The 17,922-nt window shown below is 59.5% G+C and carries 22 protein-coding genes; all 22 read left to right on the top strand.

Annotated elements, in window-relative coordinates:
* Position 1: 1 nt before the first annotated feature.
* The 22 genes from AYR66_RS25895 to AYR66_RS25795 all read left to right on the top strand — a co-directional run bounded on the left by AYR66_RS25895 (position 2) and on the right by AYR66_RS25795 (position 17,772).
* Positions 2-289 (top strand): Mor transcription activator family protein, encoded by a 288-nt coding sequence (locus AYR66_RS25895; RefSeq protein WP_088706293.1) that lies wholly within the window; start codon positions 2-4, stop codon positions 287-289.
* A gap of 51 nt (positions 290-340) precedes the next feature.
* Positions 341-898, top strand: a complete 558-nt coding sequence (locus tag AYR66_RS25890) for a hypothetical protein (protein WP_141104012.1) — start codon at positions 341-343, stop codon at positions 896-898.
* 41 nt (positions 899-939) lie between these two features.
* Positions 940-2,439: a phage portal protein gene (locus AYR66_RS25885; RefSeq protein ID WP_170942046.1), complete on the top strand. Its 1,500-nt coding sequence runs from the start codon at positions 940-942 to the stop codon at positions 2,437-2,439.
* Between the two features lie 261 nt (positions 2,440-2,700).
* On the top strand, positions 2,701-2,940 hold the full coding sequence (locus AYR66_RS25880) for a hypothetical protein (protein WP_088706290.1): 240 nt from the start codon (positions 2,701-2,703) through the stop codon (positions 2,938-2,940).
* A gap of 35 nt (positions 2,941-2,975) precedes the next feature.
* A complete protein-coding gene (locus AYR66_RS25875) occupies positions 2,976-4,844 on the top strand; it encodes a phage major capsid protein (protein WP_088706289.1) in 1,869 nt (622 codons plus the stop codon).
* A 101-nt stretch (positions 4,845-4,945) separates the two neighbouring features.
* Positions 4,946-5,224 (top strand): hypothetical protein, encoded by a 279-nt coding sequence (locus tag AYR66_RS25870; protein ID WP_141104011.1) that lies wholly within the window; start codon positions 4,946-4,948, stop codon positions 5,222-5,224.
* On the top strand, positions 5,224-5,502 hold the full coding sequence (locus tag AYR66_RS25865) for a head-tail joining protein (RefSeq protein ID WP_088706287.1): 279 nt from the start codon (positions 5,224-5,226) through the stop codon (positions 5,500-5,502). Before AYR66_RS25870 ends, AYR66_RS25865 begins: the two co-directional genes overlap by 1 nt.
* A complete protein-coding gene (locus AYR66_RS25860) occupies positions 5,499-5,933 on the top strand; it encodes a hypothetical protein (protein ID WP_088706286.1) in 435 nt (144 codons plus the stop codon). Before AYR66_RS25865 ends, AYR66_RS25860 begins: the two co-directional genes overlap by 4 nt.
* Before the next feature lie 2 nt (positions 5,934-5,935).
* Positions 5,936-6,115 carry a hypothetical protein gene (locus tag AYR66_RS25855; RefSeq protein ID WP_088706285.1) on the top strand — a complete coding sequence of 60 codons (180 nt, stop codon included), beginning with the start codon at positions 5,936-5,938 and terminating at the stop codon, positions 6,113-6,115.
* A 3-nt stretch (positions 6,116-6,118) separates the two neighbouring features.
* A complete protein-coding gene (locus tag AYR66_RS25850) occupies positions 6,119-7,081 on the top strand; it encodes a phage tail tube protein (protein ID WP_088706284.1) in 963 nt (320 codons plus the stop codon).
* A 40-nt stretch (positions 7,082-7,121) separates the two neighbouring features.
* Positions 7,122-7,460 carry a hypothetical protein gene (locus tag AYR66_RS29110; protein ID WP_170942045.1) on the top strand — a complete coding sequence of 113 codons (339 nt, stop codon included), beginning with the start codon at positions 7,122-7,124 and terminating at the stop codon, positions 7,458-7,460.
* Entirely contained in the window at positions 7,436-7,828 is a 393-nt protein-coding gene (locus AYR66_RS29105; protein WP_170942044.1) for a DUF1799 domain-containing protein, read from the top strand. The genes AYR66_RS29110 and AYR66_RS29105 overlap by 25 nt, the downstream gene beginning before the upstream one ends.
* A 329-nt stretch (positions 7,829-8,157) precedes the next feature.
* Positions 8,158-12,075, top strand: a complete 3,918-nt coding sequence (locus AYR66_RS25840) for a mitotic spindle assembly checkpoint protein MAD1 (RefSeq protein ID WP_206047035.1) — start codon at positions 8,158-8,160, stop codon at positions 12,073-12,075.
* Positions 12,072-13,127, top strand: a complete 1,056-nt coding sequence (locus AYR66_RS25835) for a hypothetical protein (protein WP_206047034.1) — start codon at positions 12,072-12,074, stop codon at positions 13,125-13,127. Before AYR66_RS25840 ends, AYR66_RS25835 begins: the two co-directional genes overlap by 4 nt.
* Before the next feature lie 2 nt (positions 13,128-13,129).
* The gene (locus AYR66_RS25830) at positions 13,130-14,170 is read left to right on the top strand and encodes a hypothetical protein (protein ID WP_088706280.1); all 1,041 of its coding nucleotides are present in this window, start codon (positions 13,130-13,132) and stop codon (positions 14,168-14,170) included.
* A gap of 8 nt (positions 14,171-14,178) precedes the next feature.
* A complete protein-coding gene (locus AYR66_RS25825) occupies positions 14,179-14,643 on the top strand; it encodes a DUF4376 domain-containing protein (RefSeq protein ID WP_088706279.1) in 465 nt (154 codons plus the stop codon).
* Positions 14,644-14,646: 3 nt separating this feature from the next.
* Positions 14,647-15,150 carry a hypothetical protein gene (locus AYR66_RS25820; protein ID WP_088706278.1) on the top strand — a complete coding sequence of 168 codons (504 nt, stop codon included), beginning with the start codon at positions 14,647-14,649 and terminating at the stop codon, positions 15,148-15,150.
* Between the two features lie 112 nt (positions 15,151-15,262).
* Entirely contained in the window at positions 15,263-15,517 is a 255-nt protein-coding gene (locus AYR66_RS25815; protein ID WP_141104009.1) for a hypothetical protein, read from the top strand.
* Positions 15,518-15,529: 12 nt separating this feature from the next.
* Complete coding sequence (locus AYR66_RS25810) at positions 15,530-16,021, top strand: glycoside hydrolase family 108 protein (protein WP_088706276.1); 492 nt, start codon at positions 15,530-15,532, stop codon at positions 16,019-16,021.
* Positions 16,022-16,546: a hypothetical protein gene (locus AYR66_RS29765; RefSeq protein WP_206047033.1), complete on the top strand. Its 525-nt coding sequence runs from the start codon at positions 16,022-16,024 to the stop codon at positions 16,544-16,546.
* A gap of 76 nt (positions 16,547-16,622) precedes the next feature.
* Complete coding sequence (locus AYR66_RS25800) at positions 16,623-16,844, top strand: hypothetical protein (RefSeq protein ID WP_088706275.1); 222 nt, start codon at positions 16,623-16,625, stop codon at positions 16,842-16,844.
* Between the two features lie 205 nt (positions 16,845-17,049).
* A complete protein-coding gene (locus AYR66_RS25795; protein WP_088706274.1) occupies positions 17,050-17,772 on the top strand; it encodes a DUF4145 domain-containing protein in 723 nt (240 codons plus the stop codon).
* The last annotated feature ends 150 nt before the right edge of the window (positions 17,773-17,922 follow it).

Below are 17,922 nucleotides of genomic sequence, written 5' to 3'. Positions count from 1 at the left end.
AATGAGCGACTTTATCAAGGACCTGGCTAAGCGCGTGGTGCAACATCCTGCCTTCACCAAGGCCGTTGCCGATGTCGTCGCTACGGTGCTGGAGGAGCAACTGCGGACCAACTTGGGCGGGGAAAAGATTTACATTCCGAAGGTGGGCGGAAGTCAGAGCCGCGCCGAGCGTGACGGGCTGATCCGGTCATTGTTTACCGGCGCGAACTATGCTGAGCTCGGGAAGCGTTTCAAACTTAACGAGCGCCAGATCCGGCGCATCGTGCACGCCAAACCGCGAGCGGCTTGAAAGTGACATCCTTCCCTAAAAATGTCACGCGGCAACCAGCATCATGCCCGCATGACGACTCCGACTACAGAGCCCGCGATCATCGTCGCCGGCGACACCATCTCCTGGCTGCGGTCCTTGGCCGACTTCCCGGCAACCTCCGGCTGGACGCTCAAGTATCGCCTGCTTAACGCATCGGCCAAGATCGAGATCACGGCCGGTGCGTCCGGCGCGGATCACCTGGTGCAGATTCCGGCCGCAACGAGCAAGGACTATCCGGCCGGTGCGTATGACTGGACCGCATGGGTCGAGGCTGGAGCTGAGCGCCTGACCGTGGCGTCCAGCCGCATGATCGTCAAGCCGAACCTTGCGACGCTCAATACCTACGACGGCCGCTCCGATGCGCGCAAGTCCCTGGAGGCCCTGCAGGCCGCGTATCAGACATACATCACCGGCGGCAATGCGCACGTCGCTGAGTATGAAATTGCCGGTCGTCGCATGAAGTTCCATTCGGCCGTCGAGATCCTCAACCAGATCGAATACTGGCAGAACAAAGTCAACGCCGAGGATCGCGCAGCGCGCATTGCCAGCGGCCAGAAACCCAAGAACAAAATCCGCGTGAGGTTCTAATGGCAAATGTATTAACGCGCCTGGCTTCGCGCCTTGGCTACGTGAAAGAGCAGCCGGCAATCGTCAGGACCGAGCCGGTCCTGCGTCCGATTCGGGTCCGCACCTTTGCCGCTGCGTCGAGCTCGCGCCTTACTGCAGGATGGAATGTCAGCAACGTGAGCGCGGACGCGGATATTTTCCGATCGCTCGACGTCATGCGGGCGCGATCGAGGGACCTCGGCAACAACAACGACTATTTCCGCAAGTTCCTCAACATGGTGGGCAATGGCGTTGTCGGCCCGAAGGGGCACCAGCTGCAGTGCCAAGTCACGGATCCGGGCGGGAAAAAGGACGAGCTGGCCAACAATGCGATTGAGGCAGCGTTTCTCAAGTGGGCAAAGCGCGGCGTCTGCGATGTGACGGGGCGTCTCAGCTTCGTCGACATTCAAAAGCTGTTCATCAAGTCGGTCGCCCGCGATGGCGAGATCCTGATCCGGCGCGTGCGCGGCAAGACGGTCAATGCGTTCGGCTATGCACTACAGGTGCTGGACATCTCCCGCTTGCCGGTCGCGTTCAATCAGACGCTCTCCAACGGCAATTTCATCCGTATGGGGATCGAGATGAACTCCTACGGGCGGCCGGTTGCCTATCACCTCCTCACGCTGCATCCAGGCGAGAGCATGCCGGTGACGATCAACGGGCAGTCTGTCCGCGTCGAGCGCGTGCCGGCCGATGACATCTTCCATTGCTTCGTGCCGGAGCTCCTGGAGCAGTCTCGCGGGATTCCCTGGGCGCATGCGGCCATGCTGCGCATGAACATGCTGGCCGGCTATGAGGAGGCCGTTGTTGTCGCGGCCCGCACCGGCGCGGCAAAGATGGGTTTTTTCACCAGTCCGGACGGCGATGCCGAACCGCTTTCCGACGGCGAGGACGAGGAGGGCGAATTTGTCACGGACGCGGATCCGGGAACGTTCAGCGTCCTTCCGAAGGGCTACGACTTCAAGGCATGGGATCCGGACTATCCGGCGCAAAACACGGATGTCTTTATCAAACTCTGCCTGCGTGGGATCGCGAGCGGCCTCCTGGTCTCTTACAACTCGCTTGCCAACGATCTGGAGGGCGTGAACTTTAGCTCCATCCGTGCCGGCCTCCTGGAGGAGCGTGACGTGTGGATGGCGCTGCAGGCCTGGATGGTTGAGTCCTTCTGCGAGCCAGTGTTCATGGATTGGCTGCAGATGGCGCTCATGCGGGGCGCGATCACGATGCCGAACGGGAGCGCGCTGCCGATCGCCAAGCTGGAGAAGTTCGGCGCGCACGCATGGCAGAGCCGTCGCTGGGCGTGGGTGGATCCGCTCAAGGACGTCGAGGCCAACATGGCGGCCGTGCGCGGCGGGCTCAAGAGTCGCAAGCAGATCATCACGGAGCAGGGCGGCGACATCGATGAGGTGTTCCAGCAGCTGGCCGCCGAGGAGGAAGAGGCGCGGCGCCTCAAGATCAATCTCAGCGGCGAGCCCGTTCCTCCGACTCCGGATCCGGCTCCTGCGCCGGCGGCCGAGGAGTAGAGCGTATGGGACAGACGAAGCAGCAGCCGTGCCCCGTGTGCAATAAGCAATTCGAGATTGGATGCTCACACGTCGACTGTCCCAATCGCAAACCATTGACCGCCAACCTGCCAGATGACCGCAGTATCGAGCGGATTTCCGGGGGCGTCATCCGGGTGCCGATCCGCTACGACTAATCGAAAGTGACATCCTTCCCTAAAAATGTCACGCGGCAACACGCATCATGCCGGACATCGTCAACGTGATTATTGAGGGAAACAAATGACCGTCCGCGCAAAGTTCAAAGTCACCAGCATCACCAGGCAAGAGCACTGGGACAAAGCGAAGGGTGAGATCCAGACGGTCCGTCTGGCACCTGTTACGTCTGGCAGTGAGGAAAACGCAGCGTTCTACGCTGCGACGCCGAGCGGTCAGATCGAACTCGCAACGATCAACGGTGAGGCCGGCAAGCAATTCGGTCTTGGGCAGGAGTTCTACGTCGACTTCACTCCGGCGCAGTAATCGGCCAGACGTAACACACGAAAGCGAGAGCACGCATGACAACGTCGAAAATCAAGACCGGAACTCTGTATCGCGACTTTAGCCTGCAACGCGACGGGGTCGACCAGGAGGCGCGCACTGTTCCTGTCGCCTTCTCTTCGGAGGAGCCGTATGAGCGCTACTTCGGCACCGAGATTCTTGACCATGGCCCGAAGTCCGTCCGCCTCGATCGCTTAGCCTCGGGCTGCTGCGCGTTCCTGCTGGATCACCGGACCTCCGAGCAAATCGGCGTCATCGAGAAAGCGTGGATCGACAAGGACCGCGTCGGTCGCGCAATCGTTCGCTTCTCGCGAAGCGCGCGGGCAGAAGAGATTTTCCAGGATGTCGTTGACGGCATCCGTTCCTGCATCTCGGTCGGTTACATCGTGCACAAGATGGTGCTCGAAGAGGCCGAGTTCAAAAAAGAAGTGTATCGAGTTACAGATTGGGAGCCGATGGAAATCAGCTTGGTTGCTGTTCCTGCGGATCCCACTGTCGGTGTAGGCAGATCGGCGGGAGCCGAAGACGTCGAAACCATCATTGAGCGGCCGGAGGCGACTCCGCCTGCTGTCGAAGTCCGTTCCCAACCCACAACCCCAACACCTGAAAGGGTCATTGTCATGGATGACAACGCAGTCGCACAAGGCCGTCAGGCCGAACAAAAACGCACCGCAGATCTGCTCGCGATCGCGGACTCCTACGAAAAATTCGGCGCTCGCGAAATGGTCGCTGACTTCATTCGCGGCGGCAAGACGGTCGAGCAGTTCAAGGATGCGCTCATGGAGAAGATCTCCTCGCGTCATTCCAGCGCGGCCGAGGCCGAGATCGGTCTCAGCGCGCAAGAGCGCAAGCAGTACAGCATCCTGCGCGCCGTGCAGGCTCAGCTTTCCGGCGACTGGTCCAAGGCCGGTCTGGAGCGTGCCGCATCGGAAGCGGTCGCGAAGCGCGCCGGCATGACGCCGGAGGGATTCTTTGTGCCCGTCGACAGCTTTACTCGCAGCTTTGCTGCAGGCACTGCAGCCGAAGGCGGCAATCTGATCCAGACCTCGGTCCTGGGTAACGAGTTCGTCGACGTTCTGCGCAACAACATGGTCCTGGCTGCGATGGGCGTCCGCTTCCTGGGCGGCCTCACCGGCAACATTGCCATTCCGCGCAAGACATCCGGCTCCACCGTGAACATGCCGGGTGAAAACGGCAACGCATCGTCCGGCTCGGTTGCAACCAACCAGATCGCGCTCAATCCGAAGCGCGTGACCGGCAAGGTCCCGTATTCCAAGCAAGCCCTCCTCCAGGGCTCGCTCGACGTGGACGCAATGCTGCGCGACGACCTCACGCAGACGATCGCGGTCAAGATTCAGGACCAGGCGATCAACGGCACCGCTACCGGCAACGAGGCGCGCGGCCTGCTGGCAACTGCTGGCATCGGCTCGGTAATTGGCGGCACGAACGGCGCGCAGATCGACTGGAGCCACATCGTTGGTCTGGAAACCGCATGCGCGAACGCGAATGCGGAGCCTGACCAGCGTTCCGGCTACATCGTCAACACCAAGACTCGCGGCTGGCTCAAGCAGAAGCAAAAGGCCGCCAACCTGCCGTTCATCTGGGAAAACGCTGCGCAGCCGCTCAACGGCTACCGCGCTGCCGTGACCAACACGATGTCCAGCACTGGCACCAAGGGCACGGCGAACGGCGTTTGCTCCTCGCTGGCGTTCGGCTCCGACTGGTCGGACCTGGTAATCGGTCTGTTTGGCGGCCTGGACATCGTGGTGGATCCGTACACCGCAGCAGGCACGGGCGAAGTGATCCTCACTGCGAACCAGTACATCGACGTGGCAGTACGTCTGGCTGCCAGCTTCTCGGCGATGACTGACGGCCTGACCTCGTAATTGACCAAGCCACAAGTGCAGACGTCTGCACTTTGAACGGCGGACGCTTTAACCAGGCGTCCGCCATTTTCCAAACCAATCGAGGGCAAGCAATGAAAGCGATGATCAAGATCAAAGAGCCGGTGATGATCGGCGGCCAGTCCTACGCACGCGGCGTCAAGGTCGAGGTGGACGTGGATGACGCGGCCGTTGTTGTCGGCATGGGTCGTGCCGAGTACGTCAAGGCCGAGGCCAAGGGGTCTGCAAAGAGCGCTGCCAAGGGCGCGACGACGGACGGCGCGAGCGGTCAGCAGCAGGACGGACAGACCGGCAGCAATGACGGCAGCGCCAACGGCAACGGCGGCAACGAAAACGACAACACCGGCGCAGGCGGTCAGTAATGTTTGTTGAAAATACCGCTCCGTTCTTCTCTGATTTCGGCGTCGCAGCCATGCTCGACGGCGTCTCCGTGCGCGGTATTTTCGACAACGCCTACAGCCATGCCGGCGCTGGTGTCGGCATGGCCGTATCAAACCCTGCCTTCACCCTGGGCACCGAGAGCGTTCCTGCAAATCCCGTTGGCAAGCTGCTTATCGTGGGCAGCGTGACGTATGCGATCGCTGAGCACCATCCGGACGGGACTGGCATGAGCATTCTCCTGCTGGAGGAAACGGCGTGAGCAATACCATCTTTGCCGGCATCGTTGCCGCCTTCGTCTCTCGCTTAGAGGAAAGCCCCTCGGTGTCGAGCAACGTCTTACGCGCGATGCCGCGTGAAATCGCCGAGCAACATACGAATGCCGTGAATGTGCAATTCGACGGGGCGAGGCCGAAAGAGTCGACGATCGCAGGCGCTCCAATCGACTGGATTTCGATGATCTCTGTCGAACTGTATGCAAAGAGCACCGCGCAGACGGGGGACCTCGCAGTTGATCCGCTGCTTAAGGGTGTCTATGAGCGCATCGCAGCAGATCCGACGCTCGGCGGTGTTGTTGCCTATGTTGGCATTCCGTCGATCGACGCGGAGTATGACTCGAAGGGGCAGAAAACAGGCTGGATTCGGATGATGTATCCGGTCGAGCACCGTACCAACAACTCAACACTGGACTGACCATGAGCAAATCGAGAAACAGCCAGGCGGAGGCAATTCCGCAACAGCCCGAAACGATTCAGCAACAGCCTGAAACGATTCCCAACCCGCCTGGCGGCGGAAGCTGGACGTGGGATGACGATGCAAAGCAATGGATTCCGCGCGAGCAGCCGACTGAACCGACGAACCAAACCGAGGAGTAAATCATGCCCCGCTATATTCGCAACACCGTCATCCTGCTGAAAAATGAAGTTACTGCGGGCACCGATGCCGTTCCGACTGGTGCCGCGAATGCGCTGCTCGTCAGTGACATGAGCATCGCGCCGCTGGATGCGCAGAACGTCGACCGCAACCTGATGCGCGGCTACTTCGGAGCGAGTGAGCAGCTGGTAGGCGTCGCAAGCGTCAAGGCATCCTTCACTTTGGAACTTGCCGGCTCTGGCGCTGCAGGCACGGCTCCGGCATGGGGTGCTGCAATGCAGGCATGCGCGATCGCCGAAGGCATTCTCGCGACACCGGCACGCGTCGAATACACGCCTGTCTCTTCGTCCTTGAAGACGGCGACCGTCTACTACTACGACGACGGCGTCCTGCACAAGCTGCTCGGCGTAATGGGCAACGTGACGCTGAGCGCAAAGGTGGGCGAGCGTCCGGTTCTCAAATTCGACGTCGTCGGCGTGGACGGCGGCGTGACTGCGACCGCAAACGCAACGCCGACCTATACCGCGTGGAAGGCTCCGGTGGCAATGAAGATGAGCAACGTGGTCGATGTGACGCTTGGCGCGAGCTACGCAACCGGGGCGCTCTCCGGCGGCACCGCTTACTCCAGCTCCGGCATCGAGATCAACCTGGGCAACTCGGTCAACTTCACCGCGCTGCTTGGCTCGGAGACCGTCGACATTACCGATCGGCAGGTAACCGGATCTACTGAGCTGGACCTGACGGCCGCACAGGAAGTCACGCTGATGACCAGCGTGAAGGCCAACACGTTGCAAAGCCTTGGTTTCACGATCGGCACGGCGACCGGCTACAAGATGATCATCCATGCGCCGGCGGTGCAGCTGATCAATCCGAAGAAGGTCGACAAGAATGGGCGTCGCCTCATCGGCTTCGATATGCGCTTCGTGCCGCAGTCCGGCAACGACGAATTCCGTCTCGCCTGCGTGTAAGCGGCGGGTTCAACCAGTTACATAACCAGGACAAAACAACATGGCATTCAAACTCGCAGTAGCCAACACCGTGATCGTGCCGGTGAAGTTCACCGTCAACAACGCCGGCAAGGAGGAGCAGCACAACTTCTCGCTCGATTGCGCCCGCTTGATGCAGAACGAAATCACGGCCAAGACCAAGCAGGGCGATGGCTTGATTTCGGACTTCATGAAGGGGGTCACGCGGAACTGGAGCGATCAGCGCCTGGTGATCGACGACGAAAACAATCCGGTTCCTTTCAGCGCCGAAGCGTTCGACGTCATGCTCAGCCTGCCGGGCCTGCCCGCCGTCGCCTTCAACTCCTACCTCAAGGAGTGTGGAGCGAAGGAAAAAAACTAAGGCGCGCGGCGGCGCTTCTGGCACGCGGGAAGCTGCGAATTCCGTCCAGGGATGGCAGCGACCCCGAGCCCGAGGCGGAGGTCAACGCCGCGGCCGCCTTCTTCGGTCTGTCTCCTGAGGGGCGGTTGGAGGTCGAAGAGGAGTTTGCCCTATGGCCTGAATGCGTCGAAAACTTCAATCTTTGGTTGCAGGTTCAGACGCAGTGGCGCGTAGGGGTGAACGGCAAGGAAGGTCTGGATTACGGTTCGGTGGTGGCGTACATGAAAGACGTCCTCCTGGTGCCGAAGAAGAAGCGAAAAGAGCTGTTTGACGGGTTGCGCGCGATGGAGGCGGCATACCTTGACGAGTTAGAGCAAGCGGCACAATAACGGACAAGACTCCCATCATGGCTGAAACAAAAATCAAGTTGGCATTGGAAGGCGTTCAGACCGTGATGGGCGGTTTGAAGCAGGTAGGGGACCGGATCGGCCAGGTGTCCGCGTCGATCGCCGGCCTTACTGCAATCGGTGGCGGCCTTTCGATCGCGGCCTTTGCAGGCATCGTCAAGGACACAACCGAGGCGGCCGGTGCGCTGCACGACCTGAGCATCCAGACTGGTGCATCTGTCGAGGCGCTGTCGGGCCTTGCGTCAGTCGGCAAATACAGCGACGTCAGTGTCCAGCAGATCGCCGGCTCGATGAACAAGCTGGCCAAGAACATGTCCGGCGCGACCGAGGAAAGCAAGGGCGCTGGCAAGGCGCTCGAAGCTCTTGGTATCAATTTCAACACCTTCAAAAACCTCAGTCCCGACCAGCAGATGCGCACCATTGCTGAGTCAATGAACAAGTTCGAGGACGGCTCCGGCAAAGCGGCTGTTGCAATGGCGCTGCTCGGCAAGGAAGGCGCGCAGATGCTGCCTTTCATGAAAGATCTCGCGGAAACTGCTGACCTGCAGGCAAAGATCACGACCGAGCAGGCTGCCGCAGCGGACAATTTCGGCGACAACCTGACGAAGTTGACGAGCAGCGGCGGGGCGTGGAAGAAGGAATTGGCCGTCGGCATGATCCCTGCGCTCAATATCGGGCTGCAGGCGTTCCTCGATGTGACGAACGGGACCGGCGGACTGCGGGAAGAAATCCGGAGACTGTCGGCCGACGGCAGCATTGCGCGTTGGACGCAGAACGCGATTACCGGTGCAACCTATGTCATGGATGCCTTTGCCGGTGTCAAGCGCGTGGTCCTCAGCCTGGGCGAGATCATTGGTGCTGTGGCGGCCAAGCTCGGCAGCGAATTTACGACGGTCGCCGAAGTGTTCGACGCCGTCAAGCGTGGCGATTTCTCCGGCGCGCTGAAAGCCTTCGAGGCCGGCGGCGTGCGGGGTAAGGCGATCTGGGACGGCTTGAAGCAAACCCTGGATGAAACCTGGTCCGAAGAAACCCTTGGTCAGAAGCTCCGGGCGCGGATCGCAGACATGGCGGCCGCTGGGACCGCTGCTGAGGGCGTGAAGAAGAAGCTCGACTTTACGAACATCAACGACAAGGACAAGGACAAGAAGGAAAGCATTTCCGACTATCAGAAGCTGGTCGCGACGCTCAAGGAAAAAATCTCGGTCCAGGAGATGGAGTTGCGGATCGATGAGAAGGCGACGGACGGGCAGAAGCTGCTTGCCAAGGTCAACGCTGACTTGGAAAACAATACAATCAGCCTGACAGAGAAGGAAGAGGCGCGCGTCCGGCAGTTGCTCGACACGCTGGTTGTGTCCGAGCGCAATGTCGCGATCAAGCGCGAAATGGCCAAGGCATCAAACGAGCTGATTGCCGTCGGTGAGAAGGAAGTCAAAAAGGTTCAGGACGAGCTGGAAAAACAGCGCGAGCACAACGCAGAGATCGGTCTGAGCAAGGAGCAGATCGCCGACCTGATTGCGGAAAAAATCGACCTGGAGGCGGCCTCCGATCGAGAGGCCGCTGCGGCTCTTCGAGCGGCGGCGGATTATGCCGGACCTCTGCACGACGCCTATCTGCAGTATGCGGCTGACCTGGAGCGTGCGGCCGCTGCCAAGAACAAGCTGGCAAACGCGAAGCGTGACGGGGCTGCAAAGCAGGTTCTCGCCGATGAGGCGGAGGAAGCGGCCAAAGAGTGGACCAAGTTCAATGACAGCGTCCGCCAAGGCCTGACCGATTCCCTATATCGTGGCTTTGAAGCCGGGAAGGGCTTCTTTAAGTCATTCTGGGACGGTATTCGCAACTACGTCAAAACGAATGGCCTCAAGTTTGCGATCCAGGGCGTGATGTCGGGCGTCATGGGCGGAGCAGGCGCTGCCAGCGCGGCAACGGCCGGCGCTGCCGGCGAGGCCGGGGCGCTTGGCAACGTTGGCGGGATCATGTCGGGCATCGGTGCACTTGCCGGCAACTTCGGGAGCGGGATCTCTGCGGGATTCGCGCAGCTGACGGCCGGGGTCAATCCGCTGTCGGCCTTGTCGTCGGCGCTCGACGTCGGGGCGGGCTCGCTATCGACGGCACTCGGGCAGGTTGCGGGCTACCTCGGACCGATTGCACTTGGCATCGGTGCGGTAGTGGCTCTGGTTAAGCATCTGGACGACTCCGGCACTAAGCACACCGGCGGCGCTGCGCGTTCCGACCAGTTCGGGACAGCGCTGATCGACGCACGGTCGCTCGGCTTTATGGACATTGCGACCGCAAAGGAATCGGAGGCAATGGTCTCCGGCTTGGCCTCCAGCATTGCCGGCATCCTCAACAGCACCGCCGAGACCTTCGGGAAGTCGGCCGGTTATTCGGCCGCAACCGCGTTTGCCGACGACACCAGCAAGGATGGCGCATGGGGCGCGCTGCTGGTGCAGAAGATGGGGCAGACGCTGATCGACTGGGACAGCAATCGCCAGAGCCGTTGGGCACCTCGGGAATTCAACGACGGCGAAGCCGGTCGCAACGAGTACCTGGCCGCGTTGAGCCGGTCCGTGCGCGATGCGCTCAATGACGTCGGTTTGCCGGACTGGGCGAAGTCGATGCTCGACCAACTCGGCGATTCGCCGGCGCTTGCTGATCTCGCTACGGTGGTCGACAAGATCAACGCGACGCAGAGGGCGCTCGTCATCATGGGCGATACGCTCAAGGGATTTGCGAATCTGAGTGACAAGGCGGTTTCCACACTGATCAAGGCGGCAGGGGGTATCGATGCGCTGGCGAGCGCGGCGGGTTCGTACTATGACAACTTCTATTCCGACGAAGAGAAGCGTGCCAATACGATGAAGCAGATTGCCGACGTCCTGCAGGAAGTCGGCCTGACCGTGCCGGAGACGAAGAAGCAATTCCGTGCCCTGGTCGATGCAGAGATGGCGCTCGGTGAAGCTGGCGCTCCTGCAGTGGCGGCGCTTCTCAAGGTGTCCGGTGCGTTTGCAACGATGATGGAATCGGCGGAAAAGGTTAGCAAGCCTACGCTGGACAAGGCGATGGGTGCCGTCGATGGTGCATTCTCTGCGCTGCAGCGTGCCGTCCAGGCGCAGAAAGACACCGTCGCCAAGGCATATGAAGATGCGATGGCGCGATTGAGCGTCAGCATTGACACGGTCAATGGCAGGATCGGCAAGCTGTCGAGCCTGGCCAGCTCGTTGAAATCCACGGTGGATCGGATGCGGCTCCCGGCCGATTCTGCGGCTGGCCGTGCGCAGGCTTCGGCGCAGATCGCAGCCGCTCTTGCAATCGCCAGGGCGGGCGGCGTTCTTCCGGACGCTGATGTACTGGCGGGCGCGCTGGACACCGTGGCGCAGCCGAACGAGCAGCTGTATGCGACGCTCACTGACTTCCGTCGCGATTTCATGCGCGACCGCAACAACATTGAGGAGTTGGCCGGTCTGACGGATGCGCAACTCTCTGTTGAGGAAAAGACGCTCAAGGCGCTGGAGGATCAGAAGAAGGCGACAGAGGATGGTTACCGCGCCGAGACTCAGCGACTGGATGACATTGTCAATTCGGCGAAGCAACAGATTGACGTGTTGAGGGGAATCGACACGTCAATCATGTCGGTGGCTGATGCGCTCACTTCCTTCAAATCCACGATCGCGGGCGCGACGGTAGCAGGTGCGACCGGCGGCGGAGCCAATAGCGCCGTGTTTGGTGGATCCGGTTACGGTGCAGGTGGCGGATACGGCGGCGCTGCGAATGGCCAGGGCGCGACCGATAAGCTGTCTGCCGTCGAACGACTTTATGCGACCTTTAGTGACATGTCCTATTTGACGGAGGAGGGCGGAGCGTACTGGGCTGGCCAGTTCAATAAGGGAATCCCGCTTCCCGAAATTGAGCAGGCATTCCGGGACAGTGTGAAGGCCGTGCGCGGCTATGCCAGTGGAGGTGATAAGCCAGCCGGCATCGCGCTGGTTGGTGAGGACGGTCCGGAAATCATCAATACCGGTGCGGCGCGTATCTTCAATGCGGCCAAGACGCAGGAAATTCTCAGCGGTGGCAGCGCGGTTCTCGCTGGCGCCGTTGAGCGCCTGACGCAAAAGGTCGAGCAACAGCAAGCGGCGTTAGAGCGCATTGCGGCGAGCTCGAATGCGCAAGAAAGTTTCTTCCGCCGGATCTCTCCGGACGGAGCGTCGATTAACGTGACGGTGACGGCATGAATGTAATTCCTCCTCTCGATATTACGGATGTGATGCTGACGAGCAGCACCGTCGTTGAGACAGCGCCGGCTGCCTACAATGCGGCGACAACGTATGCGCTTGATGCAACGGCCAGTGTTGCTGGCAGCGCGGGCTTGCTCACCATTTATAAGTCGCTGCAAGGCGGCAATACCGGTAACACGCCAGCGAGTTCGCCGAGCTGGTGGACGGTCATCGGGACGACCTATCAAACCTATTCCGGTGGTGCGACCTATGCGCTAGGCGATAGGGTGATCGATGCGACGGCGCACCTGGTCTACGAGTCGCTGGCCGCCGGTAATACAGGGAACGCGCTGACAAACACGACAAAGTGGCTGGAGATCGGTCCGACGAACAAATGGGCGATGTTCGACGTCCTGCGGAACACGGCAACGTCCGTCCCTGGTTCGCTGACGGTGGTGATCACGCCGGGGCGGCGCGTGGACTCAATTGCCTTGCTTGGCGTAGTCGCCAACTCGGCAACCATAACGGTGACAAACGGTGGTTCGACCGTGTACACGATCACCAAGGACCTGAACAAGCGCGAGGTGTTGGACTGGTATGACTACTTTTTCCGTGCATTTGCGACGCAACCTAGCCTTGCCTTATTCGACCTCCCGCCATATACCGGCGCAGTAATCACGGTCACGCTCACGGCAACGTCCGGAAATGTGCAGTGTGGCGCGTGCGTGCTCGGGTCCTATGAATACATTGGGGATGTCCAGTATTCGGCGGAGTCCGACGTCTTGAACTTCTCGACGGTGACGCGGAATTTCGACGGCAGCAGCGAACTGGTGCCGCGCCGGAACGTGCCAAAGACGGTTCAGCAGATCTGGCTTGAAAAGAGCCGCGTCAACCGCGTGCGCGACTTGCGGGATGCGCTCAACGCAACGCCGGCCGTATGGGCAGGCCTGGATGACAGTTCCGACGACTACTTCGAGGCGCTCCTGATTCTCGGGATTTACAAGCGATTCAGTATCAACCTCAGACACCCTCAACATGCAGTTATCAGCCTTGAGCTGGAGGAAATTTAAACATGCCGATTACGTCGCTTCCGACACCGCCTAGCACATCGAATCCTTCGACCTTTGCCGCACTTGCTGACGGCCTCCTGGCCGCGCTGCCGACCTTTGTGACCGAGGCAAATGCCTTGGCCGCGGCCATAACTGCGATGGTTGCAGGTGGTGCGATGACTATTCCGTATACGTTTGATTCGACCACTAGCGACGCAGATCCCGGCGCGGGAAAGCTGCGACTGAGCAGCGCGACGCAAAACACATCGACAGTAATTCGCCTCGACGTCGCGGGATCTGATGGCTCGACGTGGACTAGCGTGATTGATACATGGGACGACTCGACCAGCACAATCAAGGGCTTCATTCGATTGGTAAAGGCTACGGATGCAACGAAGTGGTTGATTTTCAGTGTCTCGTCGATTGCATCTCCGGCCGGCTACAAGAACATCACGGTTGCTCCGGTGGCGTCGAGCGCTGCAAATCCATTCGTTAATGGAGATCCTCTCGTTGCATATTTCACCGCAAAGGGAGACAAGGGTGATTCCGCGCAGAATGGCCTTTCATCTCCGCTCGCAGTGCTTACGCCAACTGCAGCTGCAAACGTTGACGCACTAAATGTCTTTACGGCGGCATACGACAATTACCTGATTCTCGGGCAAGGAATTTTGCCGGCGGCTAGCGACTCGCTTCAACTTCGATTTGCCGTTGCAGGTGCTGCTGATGCCGGTTCGAACTACTACAACCAAAGTGGTGAGGCAGGAGGTGCAATTTCTGCAGCTACTACAGGCGTAGTCCTGACGAGTGGGGCATCGGTCGTCTCGACAGGAAAAGGGTGTAGTTTTGCTCTACAAATATTGAACGCCAACGATGCGGCAAGCCTGAAGGTGCTAGGGGGAAAGGTGATTTGGCAAAACGCCGGGACTCCAACATTTGTTTTGAATGGTGCTCATACGGCGTATCCAGCGGCAAATGTAATCTCAGGAGTCCGCTTCTTTTGGGGTAGCGGGAATAACTTCGCGGCGACGGGGAAGATCCGCATCTACGGCTACAACAATACCTGACAGGTGAAATGATGACCCACAAAGTTTGCTATTGGGACGCGGTTGAAAAGGTGCAAAAGGAACGTGACGCTACTCCGGACGAGAATGCCGAGATTGAGGCGCGTATTGCTCGCGCTGCAGAAGTGGCATCGCAGGTCGTGTGGGAGCGGATCAAGGAGGAGCGCGACAGGCGCAAGGTTGGCGGCGTGAGGGTGGGTGACAAGTGGTTCCACTCGGACGATACGAGTCGGATCCAGCAGATCGGCCTCGTGATGATGGGGGCGAATATTCCCGCCGGCCTGCAGTGGAAGACGATGGACGGCTCCTTCATTGCGATGACGCCGGCGCTCGCAGCGCAGATCTTCCAAGCGGTGGCGGCACACGATCAGGCGGTTTTCGCCAAGGCCGAGCAGCACAAGGCGGCAATGGAGGCGGCAGCGAACCCCGCTACTTACGACTTTAGTGCCGGCTGGCCGTCGATCTATGGAGGATGAGTCATGTTGATCGCCTTTTACCGGGGTAAGAGTCGCCTGTTTAACAGGTTTGTGTCCTGGTGGACATCGGGACCTTACTCGCACTGCGAGGCGGTCTTCGAGCTTGGAAGCGGCATGACCGGAGCCGTGCTTTGCTGGTCGTCCTCCTACATGGACGGGGGCGTGCGCAAAAAGGTGATGACCTTGGATCCGGAGCACTGGGACCTGCTCGACGTCCCGGCCATGTCAGGCGAGGACGCGCTGCGCTGGTTTGCCGATCACAGGGGCGATGGCTATGACCTGGTCGGCTTGCTGGCGACGTCGGCACCGTTTCGGCAGGCTATTCGAAAGTGGTTTTGCAATGAAGCGGTCGGCACGGCCGGCGGCCTCTCTGAAGCCTGGCGCTTCAATCCAAACAGTTTTGCGCGCATCTGCGAGCGCCTGCCTGGCAGCAGGTGGATCCGGCGCGTCGACCACTCCGATCACCGAGGGCTGAGCGGCGGGGCCATACCTGCTGGGCAAACATAAATAGGCAACGGGGGGCTATGTGGTAGAGCAGCTGCAGGGGGACGATATGCCGAGGACCGAAGATGATTGGAAAAACTACGTCGCACAGTCATTTCGCAATGGCACTGAGCGTATGAACAAGCTGGAGGCCGGCATCAATGCCAATACGGCCGAGATCCAGAAAAACACCAGGTTGACCGAGGAACTCAAGGCGGACACCAGGGAATTTCTGGAAGTGTTCAACGCGGTCAAGGGCGGGTTCCGCGTGCTTGGCTGGATCGGGACCGGGGCGAAGTGGCTCGGCGGCATCGCTGCCGCCGGCACGGCGCTCTATGGATTTGGCTTGATGATGTGGCAGATCCTGCACGGCAACTGGCCGTCTAAATAGGAGAGAGCGGGAATGGATTTCAACCAGGCATTTGATCGCCTGATCGGGCATGAGGGCGGATATGTGAACCATCCGTCCGATCCCGGCGGGGAAACGATGTTCGGCGTGACGGCAAGGGTTGCGCGTGCGCACGGTTATTCCGGACCGATGCGCACGCTCAGCCGGGAAAAGGCGCGGGAGATTGCCAAGGCGGCGTATTGGGATCGCGTCCAGGCGGACCAGTATGACGGCGCGATCGGGTTCCAGGTGTTCGATGCGGCCTACAACCATGGAATCGAGACGGCCGTCCGGTTCCTGCAGCGCGCGATCGGCGTCGCCGATGATGGTCACTTCGGGCCGGTCTCCCTGGCCGCGCTCAAGGCAATGAGCATCACGGACGTCCTGTCGCGCTTCAACGCGGAGCGGCTGGAGTTCTACACCAAGCTGTCCACCTGGCCGGAGTTCGGCAAGGGGTGGGCGCGTCGAGTCGCCGGCAATTTGCGGTATCAAGCGGAGGATGCATAAATGGAATGGAAAAGCATTGTCTCGGCCGTTGCGCCATGGATCGGCACCGCTCTCGGCGGGCCGCTGGGAGGGATGGCCGTCTCCGCAATCGCGGACGCGTTCGGCCTGCCTGACAAGACGGAGGCCGCCTTAAAGCAGGCGCTGTCGGGCGCGACGCCGGAGCAGATGCTCGCACTTAAAAAGGCGGATTCCGAGTTCGCGGTCCGCATGCAGGAGCTGGGCTTCCAGAACGTGCAGGCCCTGGAGAAGATTGCGGCCGACGATCGCGCCAGTGCTCGGACCATGCAAATGACGACCAGCAGCCGAATCCCTGGCGCGCTGGCAATCCTGATCACGGTCGGGTTTTTCGGCATTCTGCTCGGCATGATGAGCGGCATGCTCAAGACGTCCGAGAACCAGGCGCTGCTCATCATGCTCGGTGCGCTCGGCGCAGCTTGGGGCGCGGTGGTCAATTTCTACTACGGGTCCAGCTCGGACTCGCAGAACAAGACGCGAATGCTGGCGCAAGGGAGCGGCGCAAGGTGAGCGCCGGCACGATCTTCCTGATTGCCTGCGGGGTTTCGTGGCGCTACTATACTGATCTTTTATACAGTATTTCGCCATGGATCCCGAGCGCATTGAAATCGTCTACTTCGTCCGCTACTTCGATCCAGTCCGCAAGCGGAAAGCGGTGACGCGGTACAAGCTCACCGAAGCCGATGCCAGGGCGCGTTATGGCGAGATCGAGCTGGTCGAGGCATCACGCGAGGAGCGCCGGGTTGGCGGAGATCCTCGCCGGAACTCGGCCGCGCACTTGCATACGGGCTCTCCCGACAAGCGCTGACGGCAATCCATTGTCGCGCCTGGTGGTTACTCGTAGGGAAAAGCGAAGCAACTCATTTTGTTGCTGAGAAATTCGAGTGATACGGGAGTGATACGGGGTCGGCGCTAAGCCAGTGCTGGTGCGGGATTCTATCCCTTGAACTAAGGGGGGATCGAGAGAAAGTATAGTACAGTCTGCCTTTTGGGCTATCTAGAAAGAGTGAGCCATGGCAAATGTGTGGACGTGTCCTTATTGCAAACAAAACGCAACGATTATCGACGCCAATCGCAGTGGCAACATTCATTATTTTAATTGCGACAACAAAGAAGGGGATCTGGGCATTCATACGAGCGTAATTGTCTGCCCGAATGGAGATTGCAAGGAATATACAATTGAAGCTGCGCTATACCGAATAAAGTACGCCCCCAACAGATCAGTCGTCGGCTCCCCGTTGCTCACATGGAGTCTGAAGCCGGACTCAAAAGCGAAATCTTTCCCCGCTTATATTCCGGAGGCAATTCGTCAAGACTATGAAGAAGCGTGCAAGATTGCATCGCTTAGTCCTAAAGCGTCCGCTACGTTATCCCGGCGTTGCCTGCAAGGCATCATCCGTGATTTTTGGAATATCAAGAAGGCCCGCCTAGTTGACGAAATTGATGCACTATCGGGAAAAATTGATTCCGTTACATGGGATGCAATCGATGCAGTGAGAAAGATTGGGAATATCGGCGCGCATATGGAAAAGGACATCAACATTGTTGTAGATGTCGACCCGGATGAAGCCGAATTGCTGATCGGCCTGATCGAGGTCCTTTTGGAGGAGTGGTATGTCCATCGCTACGAGCGTGAACAACACATGCAAAAAGTAATTGCAGCAGCTCAAGCAAAGGCGGGTGTAAAAGCGGCTGGAGCGATTTCTGCCCCGCCTCCATTGAAGAGCGCGCCTTAGAGGTATACCTAGTACCTGTTTATATGGGAACCGCACCGAATCCCGAAACCTCTCGCATTTCGACGCATTTCACATTTGGAAGTTTCCATGCGCCTACGAAAGATCTACGAATCTTCATGCAAGGTCATTGATTATTAAGGAATTCGGTTT

The sequence above is a fragment of the Noviherbaspirillum denitrificans genome, from assembly GCF_002211445.1.
Classification (GTDB): Bacteria; Pseudomonadota; Gammaproteobacteria; order Burkholderiales; family Burkholderiaceae_D; genus Noviherbaspirillum; species Noviherbaspirillum denitrificans.
Note: the sequence above shows the minus strand (reverse complement) of the source record. Positions and strands in the feature narration are given on the sequence as shown.